At 71.1% G+C, this 19,285-nt stretch carries 17 protein-coding genes, 1 tRNA gene and 1 other RNA gene; 10 read left to right on the top strand and 9 right to left on the bottom strand.

The window, feature by feature from the left end; all coding sequences use genetic code 11:
* Nucleotides 1-115: 115 nt before the first annotated feature.
* On the top strand, nucleotides 116-583 hold the full coding sequence (locus ABIQ69_RS08820; protein ID WP_350346752.1) for a peroxiredoxin: 468 nt from the start codon (nucleotides 116-118) through the stop codon (nucleotides 581-583).
* 42 nt (nucleotides 584-625) lie between these two features.
* Here ABIQ69_RS08820 and ABIQ69_RS08815 read toward each other — a convergent pair whose 3' ends face one another.
* A complete protein-coding gene (locus tag ABIQ69_RS08815; RefSeq protein ID WP_350346751.1) occupies nucleotides 626-1,324 on the bottom strand; it encodes a hypothetical protein in 699 nt (232 codons plus the stop codon).
* A 53-nt stretch (nucleotides 1,325-1,377) separates the two neighbouring features.
* Between ABIQ69_RS08815 and ABIQ69_RS08810 the strand changes: the two genes are divergently transcribed.
* From ABIQ69_RS08810 to rnpB, 4 genes are all read left to right on the top strand, one after another.
* A tRNA-Val gene (locus ABIQ69_RS08810) sits at nucleotides 1,378-1,450 on the top strand.
* 25 nt (nucleotides 1,451-1,475) lie between these two features.
* Nucleotides 1,476-2,297 carry a Nif3-like dinuclear metal center hexameric protein gene (locus tag ABIQ69_RS08805; protein ID WP_350346750.1) on the top strand — a complete coding sequence of 274 codons (822 nt, stop codon included), beginning with the start codon at nucleotides 1,476-1,478 and terminating at the stop codon, nucleotides 2,295-2,297.
* A 28-nt stretch (nucleotides 2,298-2,325) separates the two neighbouring features.
* Complete coding sequence (locus ABIQ69_RS08800) at nucleotides 2,326-3,063, top strand: C4-type zinc ribbon domain-containing protein (protein ID WP_350346749.1); 738 nt, start codon at nucleotides 2,326-2,328, stop codon at nucleotides 3,061-3,063.
* 32 nt (nucleotides 3,064-3,095) lie between these two features.
* Nucleotides 3,096-3,471: RNase P RNA component class A (rnpB, locus tag ABIQ69_RS08795), an RNA gene on the top strand.
* A 19-nt stretch (nucleotides 3,472-3,490) separates the two neighbouring features.
* On the opposite strand, the gene ppgK is transcribed toward rnpB, so the two are convergent.
* The gene (gene ppgK / locus ABIQ69_RS08790; protein WP_350346748.1) at nucleotides 3,491-4,249 is read right to left on the bottom strand and encodes a polyphosphate--glucose phosphotransferase; all 759 of its coding nucleotides are present in this window, start codon (nucleotides 4,247-4,249) and stop codon (nucleotides 3,491-3,493) included.
* Nucleotides 4,250-4,337: 88 nt separating this feature from the next.
* Here ppgK and ABIQ69_RS08785 point away from each other — a divergent pair, with 88 nt between their 5' ends.
* On the top strand, nucleotides 4,338-4,523 hold the full coding sequence (locus tag ABIQ69_RS08785) for an SPOR domain-containing protein (RefSeq protein WP_350346747.1): 186 nt from the start codon (nucleotides 4,338-4,340) through the stop codon (nucleotides 4,521-4,523).
* A gap of 37 nt (nucleotides 4,524-4,560) precedes the next feature.
* On the opposite strand, the gene panB is transcribed toward ABIQ69_RS08785, so the two are convergent.
* Nucleotides 4,561-5,448: a 3-methyl-2-oxobutanoate hydroxymethyltransferase gene (panB, locus tag ABIQ69_RS08780; protein WP_350346746.1), complete on the bottom strand. Its 888-nt coding sequence runs from the start codon at nucleotides 5,446-5,448 to the stop codon at nucleotides 4,561-4,563.
* Between the two features lie 76 nt (nucleotides 5,449-5,524).
* Between panB and ABIQ69_RS08775 the strand changes: the two genes are divergently transcribed.
* Nucleotides 5,525-6,862, top strand: coding sequence for a glutamine synthetase family protein (locus ABIQ69_RS08775; protein WP_350346745.1), 1,338 nt, complete (start codon nucleotides 5,525-5,527; stop codon nucleotides 6,860-6,862).
* 11 nt (nucleotides 6,863-6,873) lie between these two features.
* Nucleotides 6,874-9,879 carry a bifunctional [glutamine synthetase] adenylyltransferase/[glutamine synthetase]-adenylyl-L-tyrosine phosphorylase gene (locus tag ABIQ69_RS08770; RefSeq protein ID WP_350346744.1) on the top strand — a complete coding sequence of 1,002 codons (3,006 nt, stop codon included), beginning with the start codon at nucleotides 6,874-6,876 and terminating at the stop codon, nucleotides 9,877-9,879.
* A 153-nt stretch (nucleotides 9,880-10,032) separates the two neighbouring features.
* Here the strand turns inward: ABIQ69_RS08770 and glnA are convergent, their stop codons facing one another.
* The gene (gene glnA / locus ABIQ69_RS08765; RefSeq protein WP_350346743.1) at nucleotides 10,033-11,457 is read right to left on the bottom strand and encodes a type I glutamate--ammonia ligase; all 1,425 of its coding nucleotides are present in this window, start codon (nucleotides 11,455-11,457) and stop codon (nucleotides 10,033-10,035) included.
* Nucleotides 11,458-11,591: 134 nt separating this feature from the next.
* Here glnA and ABIQ69_RS08760 point away from each other — a divergent pair, with 134 nt between their 5' ends.
* A complete protein-coding gene (locus ABIQ69_RS08760; RefSeq protein ID WP_350346742.1) occupies nucleotides 11,592-12,026 on the top strand; it encodes an RDD family protein in 435 nt (144 codons plus the stop codon).
* Nucleotides 12,027-12,068: 42 nt separating this feature from the next.
* On the opposite strand, the gene ABIQ69_RS08755 is transcribed toward ABIQ69_RS08760, so the two are convergent.
* The 3 genes from ABIQ69_RS08755 to lipB form a co-directional block, all read right to left on the bottom strand.
* Nucleotides 12,069-12,782, bottom strand: coding sequence for a DUF4191 domain-containing protein (locus ABIQ69_RS08755; protein WP_350346741.1), 714 nt, complete (start codon nucleotides 12,780-12,782; stop codon nucleotides 12,069-12,071).
* A gap of 85 nt (nucleotides 12,783-12,867) precedes the next feature.
* Nucleotides 12,868-13,857 carry a lipoyl synthase gene (gene lipA / locus ABIQ69_RS08750; RefSeq protein ID WP_350346740.1) on the bottom strand — a complete coding sequence of 330 codons (990 nt, stop codon included), beginning with the start codon at nucleotides 13,855-13,857 and terminating at the stop codon, nucleotides 12,868-12,870.
* Nucleotides 13,854-14,489, bottom strand: coding sequence for a lipoyl(octanoyl) transferase LipB (gene lipB, locus ABIQ69_RS08745; RefSeq protein ID WP_350346739.1), 636 nt, complete (start codon nucleotides 14,487-14,489; stop codon nucleotides 13,854-13,856). Before lipB ends, lipA begins: the two co-directional genes overlap by 4 nt.
* Nucleotides 14,490-14,597: 108 nt before the next feature.
* Here lipB and ABIQ69_RS08740 point away from each other — a divergent pair, with 108 nt between their 5' ends.
* Nucleotides 14,598-16,232, top strand: a complete 1,635-nt coding sequence (locus ABIQ69_RS08740; protein ID WP_350346738.1) for a hypothetical protein — start codon at nucleotides 14,598-14,600, stop codon at nucleotides 16,230-16,232.
* Here the strand turns inward: ABIQ69_RS08740 and sucB are convergent.
* Together sucB and lpdA are read right to left on the bottom strand one after the other, a co-directional pair.
* Nucleotides 16,229-17,785 carry a 2-oxoglutarate dehydrogenase, E2 component, dihydrolipoamide succinyltransferase gene (gene sucB / locus ABIQ69_RS08735; protein ID WP_350346737.1) on the bottom strand — a complete coding sequence of 519 codons (1,557 nt, stop codon included), beginning with the start codon at nucleotides 17,783-17,785 and terminating at the stop codon, nucleotides 16,229-16,231. The two genes, ABIQ69_RS08740 and sucB, sit on opposite strands and share 4 nt — an antisense overlap.
* A 67-nt stretch (nucleotides 17,786-17,852) precedes the next feature.
* Entirely contained in the window at nucleotides 17,853-19,226 is a 1,374-nt protein-coding gene (gene lpdA / locus ABIQ69_RS08730) for a dihydrolipoyl dehydrogenase (RefSeq protein WP_350349994.1), read from the bottom strand.
* Between the last annotated feature and the right edge of the window lie 59 nt (nucleotides 19,227-19,285).

The following is a 19,285-nucleotide window of genomic DNA, read 5'->3' as shown; positions in this document are numbered from 1 at the left end:
GCACCACGCCATCCTAGTGAGTCTAAGCCTGCACCATCCGACGCTGCCCACGGGCCGCCCGGGGCGGGGATAGGCTGGGCGGCGCCGCACCGGCCGACACGGAATGGAGCCCCGGATGACGCTCGCCGACGGCTCCGCCGCACCGGAGTTCGCCCTTCCGGATCAGCACGGCCGCACCGTCCGGCTCGCGGAGTTCCGCGGGAACCAGGCGGTCGTGCTCGTCTTCTTCCCGTTCGCCTTCTCGGCCACGTGCCGCAGCGAACTCGGGGAGCTCCAGGCCCGCCGGTCGGAGTTCGGACGGGCCGGCGCCGAGCTCGTCGCCGTCTCCGTCGACTCGAAGTACGCGCTCCGCGCGTGGGCCGAGCGCGAGGGGTTCGAATTCCCGCTGCTGGCCGACTTCTGGCCGCACGGCGAGGTCGCGCGGGCGTACGGCGCGTTCCTCGACGGCGCGGGGCACGCGGCGCGCGCGACGTTCGGCATCGATCGGGGTGGGGTCATCCGATCGTCGTTCTCGTCGCCCCCAGGGGTCGCACGGCCGTTCGCGGCCTACGAGGCGACGCTCGCGACCCTCGCGAGCGGCTGAGGCCGGTGCGGACGGGCGCAAGGGCGCTGCGGAGTCGGTCGATCAAGCCAGGATGTTCACGGATCTCGCGATCACGAGCGCGAGGATCAGGAACCCGCCGAAGGCCTGCAGCGACATCAACAGTTTGAAGCGCGGTGACAACGGCATGGCGTCGGTGGCGCTGAACGCCATCGAGTTCGCAAGCGTCGAGTAGAAGTAGTCGACGAAGCGGGGCGTCCAGTCGCGGACCGCGGACGACCTCGCGGCGACCTCCGCCACGGCGTCGTCGTCCTCGTCCTGGGGGAACCGCAGGTCGGCGGGCGGCAGTTCGCTCCGCGCGACCATGGTGCGCAACACCGGGCCGCCGCGGTCGAGTTCCCAGAAGAGCACGGTGAAGCCGATGACGTTGACCGTCCACACCTGCAGGGCCGCGAGCAGCAGCCCTGGGGCGTCGTGGCCACCGCCCACGAGTTCGAGGATGAGCCGGACGAGCGTGACCTGGTTCGTGAGCACGAGCAGGAGCGCGAACCCCACTGAGACGGCGCGGGTCCAAGGTGCCTGCCGGGTGAGCCGGTGCGGATTGGCGATGACGAGGGGAACGAGCAGGGCGAGGCCCACCGAGACGACGACGAAGCGTTGCGGGCCGATGATCTCGTTCGGCAGCAGCGCGTAGAGCGCGAGTGCGGCGAGCAGCGCGATCACGACGGGCCAGCGGTGCTCGGCGAGCGCGCTCCGGCTCGGATGCTGCTGCATCGGCTGCATGCGATGAGCGTAGGGGTGCTCGGTTACCATGGGCGTGCGCCGCACCGGCGCGGGGGCCTTTAGCTCAGTTGGTAGAGCGCCACGCTTACACCGTGGATGTCGTCGGTTCGAGCCCGGCAGGGCCCACCTCCCTCCCCGCTAGGCTGGGCGGGTGCCTGTGCAGCTCGCCGACCTCCTCACGACGATCGATCGACGCTGGCCGGTCGCGGGCGCCGAGGCGTGGGATGCGCCGGGCCTCGTCACGGGCGATCCGGCTGCATCGGTGCGTCGGGTGCTGCTCGCGGTCGATGCGGTGCAGGCCACGGTCGACGAGGCGGTCGAGTCGGGCGCCGACCTGCTCATCACCCACCACCCTCTGCTGCTGCGCGGAGTGACGAGCGTTGCCGAAGACCGGTACAAGGGCGCGCTCATCGCACGCCTCATCCGTGCAGACTGCGCACTTCTGGCAGCCCACACCAACGCCGATGTCGTCGAAGACGGCACCTCCGCGGTGCTGGCGGAGCGGCTGGGCATGACGGATGCCTCGCCCATCGTGCCGTCTTCGACCACGCCGGGCCACGGGCTCGGACGCGTCGGGCGCCTCGCAGAGCCGACCACGCTCGGGCGGCTCGCGCGCCGGCTCGCCGAAGTGCTGCCGCCGACCGCGACGGGAGTCCGCGTCTCCGGCGGGTACGACGACCACGTCCAGATGATCGCCGTGTGCGGGGGAGCGGGCGACTCGCTGCTCGCCGACCCGGCCGTCCGCGCCGCCGACGTGTACATCACCGCCGACCTGCGGCATCACCCGGCATCTGAGGCTCGCGAGCAGGCCCTGCTCGGCACCGGGCCCGCGCTCATCGACGTGTCGCACTGGGCCAGCGAGTGGCTCTGGCTCGACCGGGCCGCCGCGCAGTTGCGCACCGACCACCCCGACCTCGAGATCGCCGTGAGCGAGCTCCGCACCGACCCCTGGGACTTCCAGGTGGTCCAGTGACCCAGACCCCGATCCCCAGGAGCATCACGTGAAGGCCACGCCCGCCGAGCAGCAGGAACTGCTGCGACTGCAGTCCATCGACACCCGTCTCGCGCAGCTCGCGCACCGCCTCGGTGCGCTGCCGCAGTCCGCGGCCCTCGCCGACCTGGGTGCGAAGGACGACGCCATCCGGCGTTCGCGCGCCGAGGCCGTGGGCGTGCTGGAGGACGCGAAGGCCGAGCTCGGCCGGCTCGAGTCGGATGTCGCGATGGTCGAGGCCCGCATCGCGCGCGACGGCGACCGGCTCACCCACACGGCCTCGATGAAGGACGTCAGCGCACTCGAGTCCGAGCTCGCGTCCCTCCGCAAGCGCCTGTCCGACCTCGAGGACGCCGAGCTCGCTGTCATGGAGAAGGTCGACGCCGCCCAGTCGGCCGTCACCGTCATCGACGATGAGCGCGCCGCCATCGGGGTGCAGATCTCCCGCCTCGAGGCGGAGCGCGACGAGGCCGCTGCCGGCCTCACGACCGAGCGCGACCAGGCCGAGCGCGATCGGGCGACCGTCGCGGGAGGCATCCCCGAGGCCCTCCTGGCGTTCTACGAACAGCGCCGGGTGCGCGGCGGCGGAGTGGGCGCAGCGCTGCTGCAGCACCGCACCTGCGGCGGATGCACGATCACGTTGACCGGCTCCGACCTGGAGTCGGTGCGCCGCGCCGCGCCCGACGACGTCGTGCAGTGCCCGGAATGCGACCGCATCCTGGTCCGCACCGACGAGTCCGGGCTCTGACGAACCCGCTCCGGTAGACTGGACGCTGCGAGCGGGTCGGCAAGACGGTCGCGTCGCCCGAGCGATCGGGCGCCGAGGAACGTCCGGGCTCCGCAGGGCAGGACGGTGGGTAACGCCCACCCGGGGTGACCCGCGAGACAGTGCCACAGAAAGCAGACCGCCACGGGCTTCGGCCCGAGGTAAGGGTGAAACGGTGGGGTAAGAGCCCACCAGCGGCCGCGGTGACGCGGTCGGCTCGGTAAACCTCGTCCGGAGCAAGGCCAGACAGGGAACGATGGGGCGGCCCGTCCCGTTCCCGGGTAGGCCGCTGGAGGGCTGCGGCAACGCAGCTCCGAGAGAGATGGCCGTCCAGCCGGTGTCGCGCAAGCGCCCGGTGAACAGAACCCGGCGTATCAGCCGGCCCGCTCGCACCCCCGATTCGTCGGCGTCACTCGCTCGCGAGCGACGCCGCACCGAGGATGCCGGCGTTGTTGCGATGCACGGCGGGCACGATGGGCGTGTCGATCTGCAGCAGGGGCAGGAACTGCTCGTGATGCTTGGAGACCCCGCCGCCCACGATGAACAGGTCGGGGGAGAACAGCGCTTCGACGACCTGGTAGTACCGGTCGAGTCGCTTCGCCCAGTCGGTCCACGACAGCTCCTCGCGCTCCATCGCGGAGTACGCGGCGCGATCCTCGGCGTCGTGGCCGTCGATCTCCAAGTGACCGAGCTCGGAGTTCGGTACGAGGACCCCGTCGTAGATGAACGCGCTGCCGATGCCGGTGCCGAGCGTGGTGAGGATCACGAGCCCCTCGGTGCCGACGGCGGCGCCGTAGCGCAGCTCGGCCACGCCGGCGGCATCCGCATCGTTGATGAAGTGGATGTCACGACCGAGTTCCTCTTCGAACTTCTGCTCGGCGGGCAGCCCGATCCACTCTTTGGAGATGTTCGCAGCCGACAGCGTCAGCCCGCGCTTGACGACAGCGGGGAAGCAGACGCCGACGGGCAGTCGCGGCGCCTCGGAGTCGGCGTCGTCGAGCTCGGCGAGGAGGTCGACCGTCGCGTCGAGGATGTCGGCGGGGCGTCCGCCCTCGGGCGTGGCGACCTTGCGCCGGTCCGAGACGAGCTCACCGGTCGCGAGATCGACGATCGCGCCCTTGATGCCCGTGCCGCCGATGTCGATGCCGATCGCATGGGTTGTCGCCATGAGGCAAATCTACCGTCACGGCTGCGCGACCCCGCGCCGTGCCGAGCCGCTCACGGCGGCGCGCACTGGCCGGGCGTAGGATCGGCCCATGGCCGAGGATCTCGAGCACATGTACTGGTACAACCTCCGCACCGGCGAGGTCGAGCACGGCTTCGAGTCGCCGTCGGCCGACCGCGTCGGACCCTTCGAGACGCGCGCCGAGGCCGAGAAGGCGCTGGAGATCCTCCGCGCGAACAGCGCGAAGTGGGCTGAGGAGGACGCGGCGGAGGACTGACCTCCGTCGCGCAGGCCGACCGTCGCGCCGGCCGCGCTCACTCGTACGAGTGCTCGGGGCCCGGGTAGGTTCCGGCGGCGACGTCGGACACCCACTCGCGCGCGGCACCGCTCAGGATGCCGGCGAGGTCGGCGTACTGCTTCACGAACTTGGGGATGCGCCCCGTGGTGAGGCCGGCCCAATCGGTCCACACGAGGAGCTGCCCGTCGGTGTGCGGGCCGGCTCCGACGCTGATCGTCGGGATGTCGAGCCGCTCGGTGACCTGGCGCGCCGCATCGGCCGGGACCATCTCGAGCACGACCGCGAAGGCGCCCGCCTCCTGCACGGCGAGCGCGTCGGCGATGAGCTGCGCGAGTCCTTCGCCGCGGCCCTGGATGAGGTGGCCGCCGAGGCCGTGCTCGCTCTGCGGGGTGAAGCCGATGTGCGCCATGACGGGGATGCCCGCCTGCACGATGCGGTGGATCTGCTCGCGGCTGCGTTCGCCGCCCTCGAGCTTGACCGCGTGGGCCCCCGTCTCCTTCATGAACCGCACGGCCGTGTGCAGCGCCTCCTCGGGGCCGTTCTCGTAGGAGCCGAAGGGCATGTCGGCGACGACGAACGCGCGCTTCACGGCACCGGCGACGGCGCGGGCGAGGGGGATCAGGTCGTCGACCGTGACCGGGAGCGTCGTGTCGTAGCCGAGCACGTTGTTGCCCGCAGAGTCGCCGACGAGGAGGAAGTCGATGCCCGCCTCGTCGAAGATCCGCGCCGTCAGCTGGTCGTAGCTGGTGAGGCCGGTGATCTTGATGCCTTCGCGCTTGGCGTTCTGGAAGTGCCGGGTGCGGACGCGCTTCGGCCCGCCGCCCGCAGAGGCACCGCCGTACGGGTTCTGCTCGACCTGCCCTGCGGCGGTCGTGGATGCGTCGGCGTTCGGCTGCTCTGGCATGGCGACAGTCTCGCATACGGCGCATCCGGCTCCGCCCGCGCAGCCACTACGCTGAAACGAGCGAGGAAGGGTGTGGATGGATAAGCAGCGCGACTTCGTTCTCCGGACCATCGAAGAACGAGGAGTCAAGTTCGTCAGGCTGTGGTTCACCGACGTGGTGGGCACGCTGAAATCCGTCGCGATCGCGCCGGCGGAGGTGGAAGGGGCCTTCAGCGAGGGCATCGGCTTCGACGGCTCCGCAATCGAGGGGCTCAGTCGCACCTACGAGTCCGACCTGCTGGCGTTCCCCGATCCCACGACGTTCCAGACGCTGCCGTGGCGCGGCGACGTCGACCCGACCGGGCGGATGTTCTGCGACATCACCACGCCCGACGGCGAGCCGGCCGTCTCCGACCCGCGCAACGTGCTGAAGCGGACGCTCGCCCGCGCGGCCGACCGCGGCTTCACGTTCTACACCCACCCCGAGATCGAGTTCTACCTGCTGAAGTCGTCGAAGTACGGCGAGGAGGGACCGACGCCCGTCGACTCCGCCGGGTACTTCGACAACGTGCCCGGCGGCACCGCGCACGACTTCCGCCGGCGCTCGGTGCGCATGCTCGAAGACCTCGGCATCTCGGTCGAGTTCAGCCACCACGAGGCGGGTCCCGGCCAGAACGAGATCGATCTGCGCTACGCCGACGCGCTGACGACGGCCGACAACATCATGACGTTCCGCACGGTCATCAAGGAGGTGGCCATCGAGCAGGGCGTCTACGCGACGTTCATGCCGAAGCCCTTCTCCGAGCACCCGGGCAGCGGCATGCACACCCACCTGTCGCTGTTCGAAGGCGACGCCAACGCCTTCTACGAGCCGGGCGCGCAGTACCAGCTCTCCAAGATCGGCCGCCAGTTCATCGCCGGCCTGCTGCGGCACGCCAACGAGATCTCGGCCGTGACGAACCAGTTCGTCAACTCCTACAAGCGGCTGTGGGGCGGCGGCGAGGCGCCGAGCTTCATCTGCTGGGGCCACAACAACCGCTCCGCGCTCGTGCGCGTGCCGCTCTACAAGCCGAACAAGGGCCAGAGCGCACGGGTCGAGTACCGGGCCATCGACTCGGCCGCGAACCCGTATCTCGCGTTCTCGCTGCTGCTCGCGGCGGGCATGAAGGGCATCGAGGAGGGCTACGAGCTCCCGCCCGAGGCAGAGGACAACGTCTGGACGCTGAGCGACAGCGAGCGCCGAGCCCTCGGCTACGACCCGCTGCCCGCGAGCCTCGACCACGCGATCGAATACATGGAGGAGTCCGAGCTCGTCGCCGAGACGCTCGGCGAAGAGGTCTTCAGCTTCGTGCTCGCCAACAAGCGGGCCGAGTGGCGCGACTACCGTGCCCAGGTGACGCCCTTCGAGCTGCAGCGCAACCTCGAGATCCTGTAGGCCGTCGAGGGATGTCGCGCCAGGCCAGCATCCTCGGCGCGCTCGCGCGCGCGGGGTTCGACGACCTCGGCCGTGCGGCGGAACACATCCGCGAGCTCGCGTCGGCGACGGGCGTCGCGGCCGACGAACTCGCCGCCGCGTTCGCGGGAGCAGCGGACCCCGACGCCGCGGTCGTCGCCGCGCGACGTCTCCGCGACCGGGCGCCGGGGGAGACCGACCGCCTGCTCGCCGACCCGGCCGCCGCCGACCGACTGGCACGGGTGCTCGGCGCTTCCAGAGGTCTCGCCGATTTCTTCGAGCGCAACCCCGCCGAGCTGGCACTGCTCGCCGCCGAGCCCGAACCTCCGGCCGCGCAGCGGGAGGCATCCGTTCGTCTCGCCGGGGCGGTCGCCTCGGGCAGCGGGGTCGACTTCGATCGCGAGTCGCGGGCGCTGCGTGTTCGGTACCGCCGGCTGCTGGCCCGGCTCGCGGTGTGGGATCTCACACGTCCGAGCGCCATCGAGGCGGTCGACACGGTCGCGGCCGGACTCGCGGACCTTGCCGGTGCGACGCTCGACGCCGCGCTCTCGCTGGCGCGCGCCGTGGTCTCGCGCGAGGACGGCGACGCTCCGGCGCCCGGCCGCTATCCCGCCGCCGAGGTCGCGGCGACGCGCCTCGCGATCATCGGCATGGGCAAAGCCGGCGCGCGCGAGCTCAACTATGTCAGCGACGTCGACGTGATCTACGTCGGCGAGTCCGCCGACGAGGAGACCGTGGCGACCGGCCGCGCGATCGAGATCGCGACCCGGCTCGCGATGCTCGTGCAACGCGCGATCGGCGAACCCGGCATCGAGCCTCCGCTCTGGGAGGTCGACCCGAACCTGCGCCCCGAGGGCAAGGATGGCGCGCTGGTGCGCACGCTCGACTCGCACGTGCAGTACTACGACCGCTGGGCGAAGAGCTGGGAGTTCCAGGCGCTGCTCAAGGCGCGGCCGCTCGCGGGCGATCGCGACCTCGGGGATCGCTACGCCGCGGCCGTGGGGCCGAAGGTGTGGACCAGCTCGTCGCGCGAGGGGTTCGTGGAGTCCGTGCAGCGCATGCGCGAACGCGTGACCGAGCACATCCCGGCTGACGAGGTCGACCTGCAGCTCAAGCTCGGCCCGGGAGGCCTGCGAGACATCGAGTTCACCGTCCAGCTGCTGCAGCTGGTGCACGGGGCATCCGACGAATCGATCCGCCAGGGCGGCACGCTGCCCGCCCTCGCCGCCCTCGCCGCGGCCGGCTACGTCGGCCGTGAGGAGGCCGCCGAGTTCAGCCGGGACTACCGCACGCTGCGTGTCCTGGAGCACCGCCTGCAGCTCTCGCGACTCCGGCGCACCCATCTCATGCCCACCTCCGATGCCGACCGTCGGGTCCTCGCGCGGGCCGCTGGCCTCGGCCGCGACGCGCGGGAGCTCACGGCGACGTGGCTCGGGGTGCGGCAGCGTGTGCGCGGACTGCACGAGCGCCTCTTCTATCGGCCGTTGCTCTCCGCGGTCGCGGCGCTGCCTGCCGAGGGCCTCGAGCTCACCAGCGAGCAGGCCGAGGCCCGGCTGGCCGCGATCGGCTTCAGCGACCCGCGCGGCGCGCTGGCGCACATCGGTGCGCTCACCGCGGGCGTGAGCCGGCGTGCGACGATCCAGCGCCACCTCATGCCGGTGCTCATCTCGTGGTTCGCCGAGGGCGCCGACCCCGACTACGGCCTGCTCGCCTTCCGCCGGCTGAGCGACGAACTCGGAACGACGCACTGGTACCTGCGGCTGCTGCGCGATTCGTCGGATGCGGCGATGCGGCTCACGCGGGTGCTCTCGGGATCACGATTCGCTGGGGAGCTCCTGGAGCGTGCGCCCGAGTCCGTCGCCTGGCTCGAGGATGTCGACGAGCTCCGCCCGCGCTCGCTCGCATCCCTCCGGGAGGAGGCGCGCGCCGTGCTCGCGCGGCACACGGCCCCGGATGCCGCAGCCAAGGTGCTCCGTGCGATGCGTCGGCGGGAGGTGCTGCGCCTGGCGCTCGCGGGTCTCCTGGACGTGTGCACCGTCGAGGAGCTCGGGCACGGGCTGAGCGATGTCGTGGAGAACCACCTCGCCGCTCTCGTGTCCGCGATCCGTGGACCCGAGCCCGACGGCATCGACTTCGCCGTCATCGCCATGGGCCGGTTCGGCGGACGCGAGCTCGGCCTCGGGTCCGATGCGGACATCATCTACGTGTACCGTCCGGCGGGCGCCGAGCCGGATGCCGCGCATTCGCGAGCGCTCCGCATCGTGGCCGAGCTCAACCGCCTCTCGGAGGACGCGCGGCTCCCGTTCGAGCTCGACGCCGACCTCCGTCCGGAAGGGCGGAACGGCGTCGTGGCCCGTTCCTTGGACGCGTACCGCGCCTACTACGCCCGCTGGTCGCTCACCTGGGAGGCGCAGGCCCTGCTGCGGGCGCGCGGGGTGGCGGGGGATGCCCCGCTCATCGCCGACTTCATGGAGCTCGCCGACACCGTCCGGTACCCCGCGGCGATCTCCGAGCGCGACGTCCGAGAGGTCAAGCGCATCAAGGCGCGCGTCGAGAACGAGCGCCTCCCGCAGGGTGCCGACCCCGCCCGCCATCTGAAACTCGGCCGGGGCTCGCTCTCCGACGTCGAGTGGTTCATCCAGCTCGTCCAGCTCCAGCACGCCGCGCGTGTACCCGACCTCCGCACCACGTCCACCCTCGACGCCCTGGCGACCGCGGTCGCCGCCGGGCTCGTCGACGCGGCCGACGCCGAGACGCTGCGGGCCGCGTGGATCATCGCCTCCCGGGCGAGATCGGCCCTGACGCTGTGGCTCGACAAGACGACCGATGTGCTGCCCGTCGACCGCGCACAGCTCGAGGGCATCGCTCGCATCATGGGCTACCCGCCGGGCTCAGCGAGCACGCTCGAGCACGACTACCTCGCCGCGACACGTCGGGCGCGGGCCGTCTTCGAGCGCGGGTTCTACGGCGTCGAGCCGAGGCGCGAACCCAGCGTCTGATCCGCTGGCGTCCCACCCGACCGGAGGCCGTGTGCCGCCGCCGTGCGGAGGCATCGGCGATCTGCGCGCAGACGGCGGAAGCGCCCGCATCGCGAACGATGCGGGCGCTTCCTGGGGACGGCAGGGGGGTGCCGTGGTCTCGAACCCTCGAGATCAGACGCCGTAGTACAGCTCGAACTCGAACGGGTGCGGGCGCTGCGCGAGCGGCTTCAGCTCCTTCTCGCGCTTGTAGTCGATCCAGGTCTCGATGAGCTCCTTGGTGAACACGCCGCCCTCGAGGAGGAAGTCGTGGTCGGCCTCGAGCGCGTCGAGCACGGCGTCGAGCGAGCCCGGCACCTGGGGGATCGACTTGGCCTCCTCGGCGGGCAGCTCGTAGAGGTCCTTGTCGACCGGCTCGTGCGGCTCGATGCGGTTCTTGATGCCGTCGATACCGGCCATGAGCTGCGCGGCGAAGGCGAGGTACGGGTTGCCCGAGGCGTCCGGCGCGCGGAACTCGATGCGCTTGGCCTTCGGGTTCGTGCCGGTGATCGGGATGCGGATCGCCGCCGAACGGTTGCCGGCCGAGTACACCAGGTTGACCGGGGCCTCGAAGCCCGGCACGAGGCGGTGGTACGAGTTGACCGTCGGGTTGGTGAAGGCCAGGATCGCCGGGGCGTGCTTCAGGATGCCGCCGATGTACCAGCGCGCGATGTCGCTCAGGCCGCCGTAGCCCGCCTCGTCGTAGAAGAGCGGCTTGCCCTCGTTCCAGAGCGACTGGTGGGTGTGCATGCCCGAACCGTTGTCGCCGAACAGCGGCTTCGGCATGAACGTCGCCGTCTTGCCCCACTGCTGCGCGGTGTTCTTCACGATGTACTTGAACTTCAGGATGTCGTCGGCCGCGTGCACCATCGTGTCGAAGCGGTAGTTGATCTCGGCCTGGCCGCCCGTGCCGACCTCGTGGTGGGCGCGCTCGAGGATGAGACCCGCGTCGATGAGCTTCAGCGAGATGTCGTCGCGAAGGTCGGCCTGCTTGTCCACCGGCGAGACCGGGAAGTAGCCGCCCTTGTACGGGGTCTTGTTGCCGAGGTTTCCGCCCTCCTCGACGCGACCCGAGTTCCAGGCGCCCTCCTCGGAGTCGACCGAGTAGAAGCTGCCGTTCTGGGTGACCTCGTACCGCACGTCGTCGAAGATGTAGAACTCGGCCTCGGGGGCGAAGTAGGCGGTGTCGGCGATGCCGGTCGAGGCGAGGTACTTCTCCGCCTTCTTCGCGACCTGGCGCGGGTCCTTGGCGTAGATCTCGCCGTTGCGCGGGTTGTAGATGTCGAACACCATCACCAGCGTGCGCTCGATGCGGAACGGGTCGATGTAGGCCGTCGACACGTCCGGGATGAGCTGCATGTCGGACTCGTGGATCGACGCGAACCCGCGGATCGAGGAGCCGTCGAAGAGCTGGCCGACCGTGAAGAACTCCTCATCCACCGTCGACGCCGGGATGTTGAAGTGTTGCTGCACGCCCGGGAGGTCGGTGAAACGGATGTCGAGGAACTTGACGTCCGTCTCCTTGATGAACTTGAGGACTTCAGAGGAATCACTGAACATGGGGCGACGCTCCAAGGGGTGGGAATCGGCGGGGCTCTGGACGGCCGCGACCGACGCTACTGGGAGGCGGTTTCCCTGCCATGACACGAATGTTTCCACCGTGTTACGCCGCCGGCGATCGATAGAATCGATGGATGCCCGACGCGACCCCCAGCACCTTCGGCGATCTCGAGCCCAGCCGGTGGCCGGGCGAGCGACTCGGGCTCCCGGCCTCCGGGCGCGGATCCGTCGCCCGCGTCGGGCGGCGCCTCGGGGCCCTCGCGATCGACTACGGGCTCGCGATCGTCATCGCGCTGTTGTTCGCGCCCTATCAGTCCGCCGTGCACACCTGGATCACGCTCGGGCTCTTCGCCCTGATGCAGATCGTCTTCATCCCGACGATCGGGGGAAGCGTCGGCCACCGGCTGCTCGGCATGCACGTCGTGCCGATCGCCGGCGGATGGGTGGGGCTCTGGCGTCCCGTCGTCCGGACGCTGCTGCTCGTCATCGTGGTCCCGGCGCTCGTGTGGGACTCCGATCAGCGCGGCTTCCACGACAAGGTCGCCGGCACCGTGCTCATCCGAGCCTGACGCGCGCCCGCCCGTCCCGTCAGCGCACGCCGCGGGATCGGGTCAGCGCATCTTCCCGCGCTGCGCGCGGACCTTCATCGGGTCGATGCCCTTCGGGATGGGCAGGGAGTTCTGCAGCGAGTTCAGCCGGTTCGACACCGCGAGCACCTCGGGCTTCGTGAGGACGCGCTTCGACTTCCGGAGCGTCGACGCAAGGCGGTGCAGTTCGACCGAGTCGTCGTCGTGCCCGACCGTGATGAGGCGGATCGGCACGTTCGGCAGTACGCGGGCGACCTTCCGCTCCTCGTCCTTCAGCATGCGCTGCACCCGGTGCGGGTCGCCCTCGCCGATGAGGACGACTCCGCCGCGCCCGGCTGCGCGGTAGACGGCATCCTGCGTCTTGCCGTTGACGGCGACGGGCATCTCGTTGCCCATCCATCCGCCGCGAAGGCCGCTGCGGAGCACCGCGCCGACGGCGCCAGGCTGGCCGTCGATCTGGGAGTACGCGGCGCGCTCGGCACGCCGCCCGAGGATGACCATCGCGATCAGGAGACCCGCGAGCACGCCGGCGACGACCCACAGGGCGATGGTGAAGCCGTTGCCACCGCTCAGCCAGAGCGCGAGCGCGAGGCCGAGGGCGATCGGCGCGAGGAATCCCAGGAGCATGAGCCACGGCGCCGTCGAGTCGTAGCGGCGGGTCATCTGGAAGACCTGCCACATCTGCTTGAGGCGGCCGGGCTCCTTCTGGGCGGACGAGCTGTCCTTGGTGCGTGCCATGGTCACTAGGATACCGGCGCGGGGCCCGGCTCCGGACCGGAATCGGCCGCCGGGGACGGGCGGAACGCCCGCCCCCGGCTGGGAGTCATCCGACCGCCTGCGCGAAGCCCAGCGACGCGTCCGCGAGGTGCTCGAGGCCGGCCGGGATGTCCCGCCCCTTCGCCCGCATCGACTGCGCCCACAGACGGCCCGCCCGGTACGACGACCGCACCAGCGGGCCCGCGAGGACGCCGAGGAACCCGATCTCCTCCGCCTCCTCCTTGAGCTCCACGAACTCCTCGGGCCTGACCCACCTCGCGACCGGCAGGTGCCGAGGGCTCGGCCGCAGGTACTGCGTGATCGTGATGATGTCGGTGCCCGCCTCGTACAGGTCACGGAGCGCCTGCGAGATCTCCTCGCGCTCCTCGCCCATGCCGAGGATCAGGTTCGATTTGGTGATGAGGCCGGCATCTCGGCCGGCGGTCAGCACGCCGAGCGAACGCTCGTACCGGAAGGCGGGGCGGATCCGCTTGAAGATCCGCGGCACGGTCTCGACGTTGTGGGCGAAGACCTCGGGCTTCGCCGAGAACACCTCCGCAAGGCGGTCGGGGTCGCCCGAGAAGTCGGGCACGAGGATCTCCACGCCGGTCCCGGGGGACTGGCGGTGGATCTCGCGGATCGTCTCGGCGTACAGCCACGCGCCCTCATCCGGCAGGTCGTCGCGGGCGACGCCCGTCACCGTGGAGTAGCGCAGTCGCATCCGGAGCACCGACTCGGCGACCCGGCGCGGCTCGTCCACGTCGTAGTCGGCCGGCTTCCCCGTGTCGATCTGACAGAAGTCGCACCGCCTGGTGCACTGCGAGCCCCCGATGAGGAAGGTCGCCTCGCGATCCTCCCAACACTCGTAGATGTTGGGGCAGCCCGCCTCCTGGCAGACCGTGTGAAGCTCTTCCGACTTCACGAGCGCGTGCAGCTCGCGGAACTCAGGCCCCATCTTGGCCCGTGTCTTGATCCACTCGGGCTTCCGCTCGATGGGCGTCTGGGCGTTGCGGACCTCCAGGCGGAGCATCCGACGCCCCTCGGGAGCCGCGCTCACGCGGCGACCGCCGCGAACGCCTGGTCGAGCCTCCGCTGGAGCGGCTCGATCACGTCCACCGGCCGGATGAGTCGCCCGGTCACGCGCGACATCGTCGTGACGCCGGCATCGCGGATGCCGCACGCGACGATCCGCTCGTAGGGCGCGAGGTCGTTCGAGCAGTTGAGGGCGAACCCGTGCATCGCGACGCCGTCGGCGACCCGGATGCCGATCGCGGCGATCTTCTCGTCGATGCCGTCGCCCACCCAGACCCCGGAACGGCCGTCGACCCGTCGGCCGGCGATGCCGAACTCTCCGAGCAGGTCGATGAGGACGCCCTCGAGGCGGCGGACGTATCCGACGACGTCGATCGGCTCGGGCAGATGCACGATCGGGTAACCGACGAGCTGTCCCGGCCCGTGCCAGGTGATCTTGCCGCCGCGGTCGACGTCGACGACGGGTGTTCCGTCGGTGGGTCGCTCGTCGGGTGCGGTGCGTTTGCCCGCCGTGTAGACGGACTCGTGTTCGAGGAGGATGACGGTGTCGGGAGAATCCCCGGAGACCACCGACTGATGGACGGCGCGCTGGAGGGTGAGGCCCTCGCTGTACGGCACGGAGTTGGCGCTTAGCCCCGTGACGACGTAGTCGAGCATGACCTCAGTCTAGGCACCGCTCCTGCACAGGCCGGGTCGCCGCCGCGCGTTGCACGGGCCGAAGCGTCGTCGCCTCTGGTCGGTCGGGCAGTGCGAAGGATCGAGGGCATGCGCCGGAGATCCACGTCAGCCGCACCCGCCCCCGAGCCGTCCTCACCGGCGGAGCCGCCGGAGACGGGGTGGCTGGCCGGATACCGGCTGCTCCGTCGCATCGCCGCCGGTCGGCGTGCGCACCTCTACCTCGCCGTCGCCGGTGAACGGGCCGCCGTCCCGGGCGAGGCACGCATCCCGGCTCGACCCTCTGGAGACGATCATGCGCCGGCCGAGGTCGTGGTCGTCCGGGTGTACGAACCCGAGGCGGATCCGGCGCCCATCGCGATCGAACTCGACGCCATGTCGCACGTGAACGTCCTGCCTCGGCTCCGCGACCTCGCGACGCTCCCTGACGGACGGACGTGTCTCGTCGTCGAACGCCTGGGCGCGACGAGCCTCGCCTCGATCGGCGCCCACCGATCGATCACGGTCGGCGAGGCGATCACGGTGCTGGCGCCGGTCGTCGTCGGCGTCGGCGAGCTCGAGCGGCACGGATTCGCACTGACGAGGATGACCCCGGCGGACGTCCTCTTCGATGGACGCGGACGCCCCCGGCTCGTCGGCACGGGTTGGCTGACGCGGCTGCCTGCGCCGGGCGTCGCCGAGAGCGAACGCACCGCCCTCGTGCGCGCAACGCATGCGGCATACGCCGGGCTCGTCGACGACGTCGCCGGGATGACCCATCCGGCGGGCGCACTCGAGCCCATTCGCGCGCTGCTCGCCGAACGCCTCGCCGAGCGCCCCTTCGTGCCGTGTCACGGGGAGGTGGAGCGCCTGCTCTTCGCCATCGGGGCGCCCGCCCCCGTCGCCGGACTCACGCTCGCGCCGGCGCGTCATCCGTCCCCGGTTCTGGAGGGACCGCGAGGAATGCCCGGCACACCGCCCGACCTGGCGCCCGTCGGCGCCGACGAGGTCGAGCGAGCGTCGCGCGGTGGACTCGCCGGGGCCTTGAGGGCGGCGGCAGAGCGGCTCGGCATGGGCGAGCTCGCCGCGGTCGGAGTCAGCCGAGCGACGGGGCGTGGCCGCTCCGCGGACGGCCCCCGCCGGCGGATCCTCGAGATGCTCGCCCGGCGGCGGGCCACGGTGACCGTCGCCGCCCTCGCAGGTGGGGGTGCGCTGATCCTGCTGCTCACGCTGGTGCCGCCCTCCGACGCCGGACCGGATGCCTCGGCCGCCACGTCCGGGTCGGTGCCGGGCACCGGAGTGCTCACCACCCAGCCCGCCACGACCGGAGCGGACGTCGATGCCGCGCAAGACGCGCCCGGGTCCGCGTCAGACGGATCGGCGTCGAACCCGCCCGCGTCAGAGACCGGCGCGTCGACCTCGGCTTCGGATGCGGCATCCGCGGTCGCGGAGTTGCTCGTTCGGCGGGACACCTGTTTCGACCGGCTCGACCTCGCCTGCCTCGACGGGGTCGTGCAGGCCGGCTCGGCGCTGGAGGCCGCCGACCGCACCGCCATCCTCGATGGGCAGTCGGGGGCGGCGCCCGGAGGGCGCGAGGCGTACGATCTCGCGGCACCGTCCATCCTCGGGGAGATGGGCGAGGCGTGGCTCGTGGGCGTCCCGTACGCGGACGCGCAACGCGAACCGGCCTCGGTCCTCGTGATGAGGACCGAGGCCGGTTGGCGACTGCGGGAGATCTTCGACTAGATGCCGAGGTCGGCTTCGAAGTCGCCGCCCTCGAGGCGGTCCTTCACCGCGGTGAGGAAGCGCGCCGCGTCGGCGCCGTCGATGATCCGGTGGTCGTACGACAGAGCGAGGTAGACCATCGAGCGGACCGCGATCGCGTCCTGACCGTCCTGCGAGACGACCACAGGGCGCTTCACGACGATGCCGGTGCCGAGGATCGCCGTCTGCGGGAGGAAGACGACGGGCGTGTCGAACAATGCGCCACGCGACCCCGTGTTCGTGAGCGTGAAGGTGCCGCCGGAGAGCTCGTCGGGCTTCAGCTGGTTGTTGCGGGTGCGCTCGGCGAGGTCGGCGATCTGCGCGGCGAGGCCTGCGATGTCGAGTTCGCCGGCGTCACGGACCACGGGCGTCAGCAGGCCGCGCTCGGTGTCGACCGCGATGCTGAGGTTCTCGCGCTCGGGGTAGACGATCGAGTCGCCGTCGACCGTCGAGTTGATGATCGGGTACGCGCGGAGCGCCTCGACGGCCGCGAGCGCGAAGAACGGCAGGAAGGAGAGCTTGTTGCCCGTCTTCGCCTGGAAGTCGCCCTTCACGCGGTCGCGGAGACGGGCGACCTTCGTCACGTCGACCTCGACGACCGAGGTGAGCTGGGCCGTGGACTGCATCGACACGACCGCACGCTCGGCCACGACCTTGCGCAGACGCGTCATCGGCTGGGTGGTCCCGCGCAGCGGCGAGGTCTCGAGGGCAGGGCGAGCCGCAGCGGGCGCCGCGGGGGCCTGCGCCTGGCTCTGCGCCTGGAGGACGTCCTGCTTGCGGATGCGTCCGCCGACGCCGCTGCCCGTCACCGAGGCGAGATCGACGCCCTGCTCGTTCGCGAGCTTGCGGACGATCGGCGTCACGTACCCGGCACCGCCGGCGTGCGCACCGGTGCTCGGCGCCGCCGGAGCAGGAGCGGCGGGGGCAGCGGGAGCGGGTGCGGCCGGGGCGGGCGCCGCCGGGGCAGCAGGAGCCTGAGCGGCCGGGGCCTGCGGGGCAGCAGGGGCAGGTGCGGTCGGCTGCGTGGGAGCCGGCTGCGCAGCGGGAGCCTGCGGAGCAGCGGGCGCCTCGGCAGCGGGAGCCGGGGCGGCCGGGACAGCAGCGGGAGCCTCTGCGGGCGCCGGCGCGGCCGGGGCAGCAGGGGCCTGGGCGGGCGCGGCCTGCGTCTCGGCGGCGGGAGCGGGAGCCTCAGCGGCAGGGGCGGGGGCAGCCGGTGCTTCAGCGGCAGGCGCCGGAGCGGCAGGTGCCTCAGCGGGAGTCTCCGCGGCGGGCGCCGCCGGGGCCTCGCCCGCACCCGAGCCGTCGCCGATCGTCACGAGCGCGGTGCCGACCTCGACCGTCTCGTCCTCCTGGACGAGGATCGCCTCGATGACACCGGCCACCGGCGACGGGATCTCGGTGTCGACCTTGTCGGTCGAGACCTCGAGCAGCGGCTCGTCGACCTCGACACGGTCGCCGACGTTCTTGAGCCATCGGGTGACCGTGCCTTCAGTGACACTCTCACCGAGTGCCGGGAGGCTGACGGATTCGCTCATGCGCTTGTCTCCTTCACAGCGTGGGACGCGTTCTAGCTTATTGCAGTCGTAATCAGGGGGTGTGGGCTCAGAGCGCGTGGAGCGGCTTGCCGGCCAGCTTCAGGAAGGCCTCGCCGAGCGCCTCGTTCTGCGTCGGGTGCGCGTGGATGAACGGGGCGACATCCTCGGGGTACGCCTCCCAGTTCACCGCGAGCTGGGCCTCGCCGATGAGCTCGCCGACGCGCGCGCCGATCATGTGCACACCGACGATCGGCCCGTCGTTCACGCGGACGACCTTGATCGAGCCGCTCGTCTCGAGGATGTGGCTCTTGCCGTTGCCCGCGAGGTTGTAGTCGTAGGAGGAGACCTGGTCTGCGCCGAACTTCTCGGCGGCGCGAGCCTCCGTGTAGCCGACCGAGGCGATCTCCGGCTCGCAGTAGGTGACCTTCGGGATGTTGACGTCTTCGACGACGATGGGCGCGAGGCCCGCGATCTCCTCGGCGACGAAGATGCCCTGCTGGAAGCCGCGGTGGGCGAGCTGCAGTCCGGGGACGATGTCGCCGACCGCATAGACGCCCGGAACGCTCGTGCGCAGCCGCTCGTCGGTGATGACGAAGCCGCGGTCGATCGTGATGCCCGCCTCCTCGTAGCCGAGGCCGGCGGTGACCGGCCCGCGGCCGACCGCGACGAGCAGCAGCTCGGCCTCGACGGTCTCGCCGTTCTCGAGCGTCACGACGACGCCGTCGTCATTCTGTGTGACGGACTGGAAGCGGACGCCGAGCTTGTAGTCGATGCCGCGCTTACGGAAGGCGCGCTCGAGCTGCTTGGAGATCGACTCCTCCTCGTTGGGCACGAGGTGGGGGAACGCCTCGATGATCGTCACCTCGGCGCCGAAGGACTTCCACACGCTCGCGAACTCGACGCCGATGACGCCGCCGCCGAGCACCGCGACGCGGCTCGGCACGAAGTCGAGCTCGAGCGCCTGCTCGCTGGTGATCACGCGGCCGCCGATCTCGAGGCCTGGGAGCGAGCGGGAGTACGAACCGGTCGCGAGCACGACGTTGGTGCCGGTGTACCGGTCGTCGCCGACCTGCACGGTCTTCGGGGCGACCAGGCGGCCTTCGCCCGCGACGACGGTGATGCCCCGGGCCTTGATGAGGCCCTGCAGGCCCTTCCACTTGCTCGAGACGATGCCCTCGCGGTAGGCGGCGACCTGGTTCATGTCGATGCCCTCGAGGCTCGCCCGGATGCCGAACTTCGCCGAGTCGCGCGCGTTGTCGGCGATCTCCGCCGCGTGGAGCAGTGCCTTCGTCGGGATGCAGCCGCGGTGGAGGCAGGTGCCGCCGAGCTTGTCCTTCTCGATGAGCGCGACGGTGAGCCCGAGCTCCACGGCACGCAGTGCCGCCGCGTATCCGCCGCTGCCGCCGCCGAGGACGACGAGGTCAAAATTCTGCTCGGACAACCGGAAATCTCCCTTGCGCATCGGTTCTGCGGCATGGACCGCGCCGGTTCGTGCCCGGC

The sequence above is a fragment of the Agromyces sp. G08B096 genome (genome assembly GCF_040267705.1).
Classification (GTDB): Bacteria; Actinomycetota; Actinomycetes; order Actinomycetales; family Microbacteriaceae; genus Agromyces.
The sequence above is the reverse complement of the archived record's forward strand: the minus strand, read 5'-3'. Positions and strand labels throughout refer to the sequence as shown.

Excerpts from the sequence above, each read along its gene's own strand:
- ABIQ69_RS08820 (WP_350346752.1), top strand. The coding sequence starts at position 116 with ATGACGCTCGCCGACGGCTCCGCCGCACCGGAGTTCGCCCTTCCGGAT.
- ABIQ69_RS08815 (WP_350346751.1), bottom strand. The coding sequence starts at position 1,324 with ATGCAGCCGATGCAGCAGCATCCGAGCCGGAGCGCGCTCGCCGAGCAC.
- ppgK (WP_350346748.1), bottom strand. The coding sequence starts at position 4,249 with ATGGCGACAACCCATGCGATCGGCATCGACATCGGCGGCACGGGCATC.
- ABIQ69_RS08785 (WP_350346747.1), top strand. The coding sequence starts at position 4,338 with ATGGCCGAGGATCTCGAGCACATGTACTGGTACAACCTCCGCACCGGC.
- panB (WP_350346746.1), bottom strand. The coding sequence starts at position 5,448 with ATGCCAGAGCAGCCGAACGCCGACGCATCCACGACCGCCGCAGGGCAG.
- ABIQ69_RS08775 (WP_350346745.1), top strand. The coding sequence starts at position 5,525 with ATGGATAAGCAGCGCGACTTCGTTCTCCGGACCATCGAAGAACGAGGA.
- ABIQ69_RS08770 (WP_350346744.1), top strand. The coding sequence starts at position 6,874 with ATGTCGCGCCAGGCCAGCATCCTCGGCGCGCTCGCGCGCGCGGGGTTC.
- glnA (WP_350346743.1), bottom strand. The coding sequence starts at position 11,457 with ATGTTCAGTGATTCCTCTGAAGTCCTCAAGTTCATCAAGGAGACGGAC.
- ABIQ69_RS08760 (WP_350346742.1), top strand. The coding sequence starts at position 11,592 with ATGCCCGACGCGACCCCCAGCACCTTCGGCGATCTCGAGCCCAGCCGG.
- ABIQ69_RS08755 (WP_350346741.1), bottom strand. The coding sequence starts at position 12,782 with ATGGCACGCACCAAGGACAGCTCGTCCGCCCAGAAGGAGCCCGGCCGC.
- lipB (WP_350346739.1), bottom strand. The coding sequence starts at position 14,489 with ATGCTCGACTACGTCGTCACGGGGCTAAGCGCCAACTCCGTGCCGTAC.
- ABIQ69_RS08740 (WP_350346738.1), top strand. The coding sequence starts at position 14,598 with ATGCGCCGGAGATCCACGTCAGCCGCACCCGCCCCCGAGCCGTCCTCA.
- sucB (WP_350346737.1), bottom strand. The coding sequence starts at position 17,785 with ATGAGCGAATCCGTCAGCCTCCCGGCACTCGGTGAGAGTGTCACTGAA.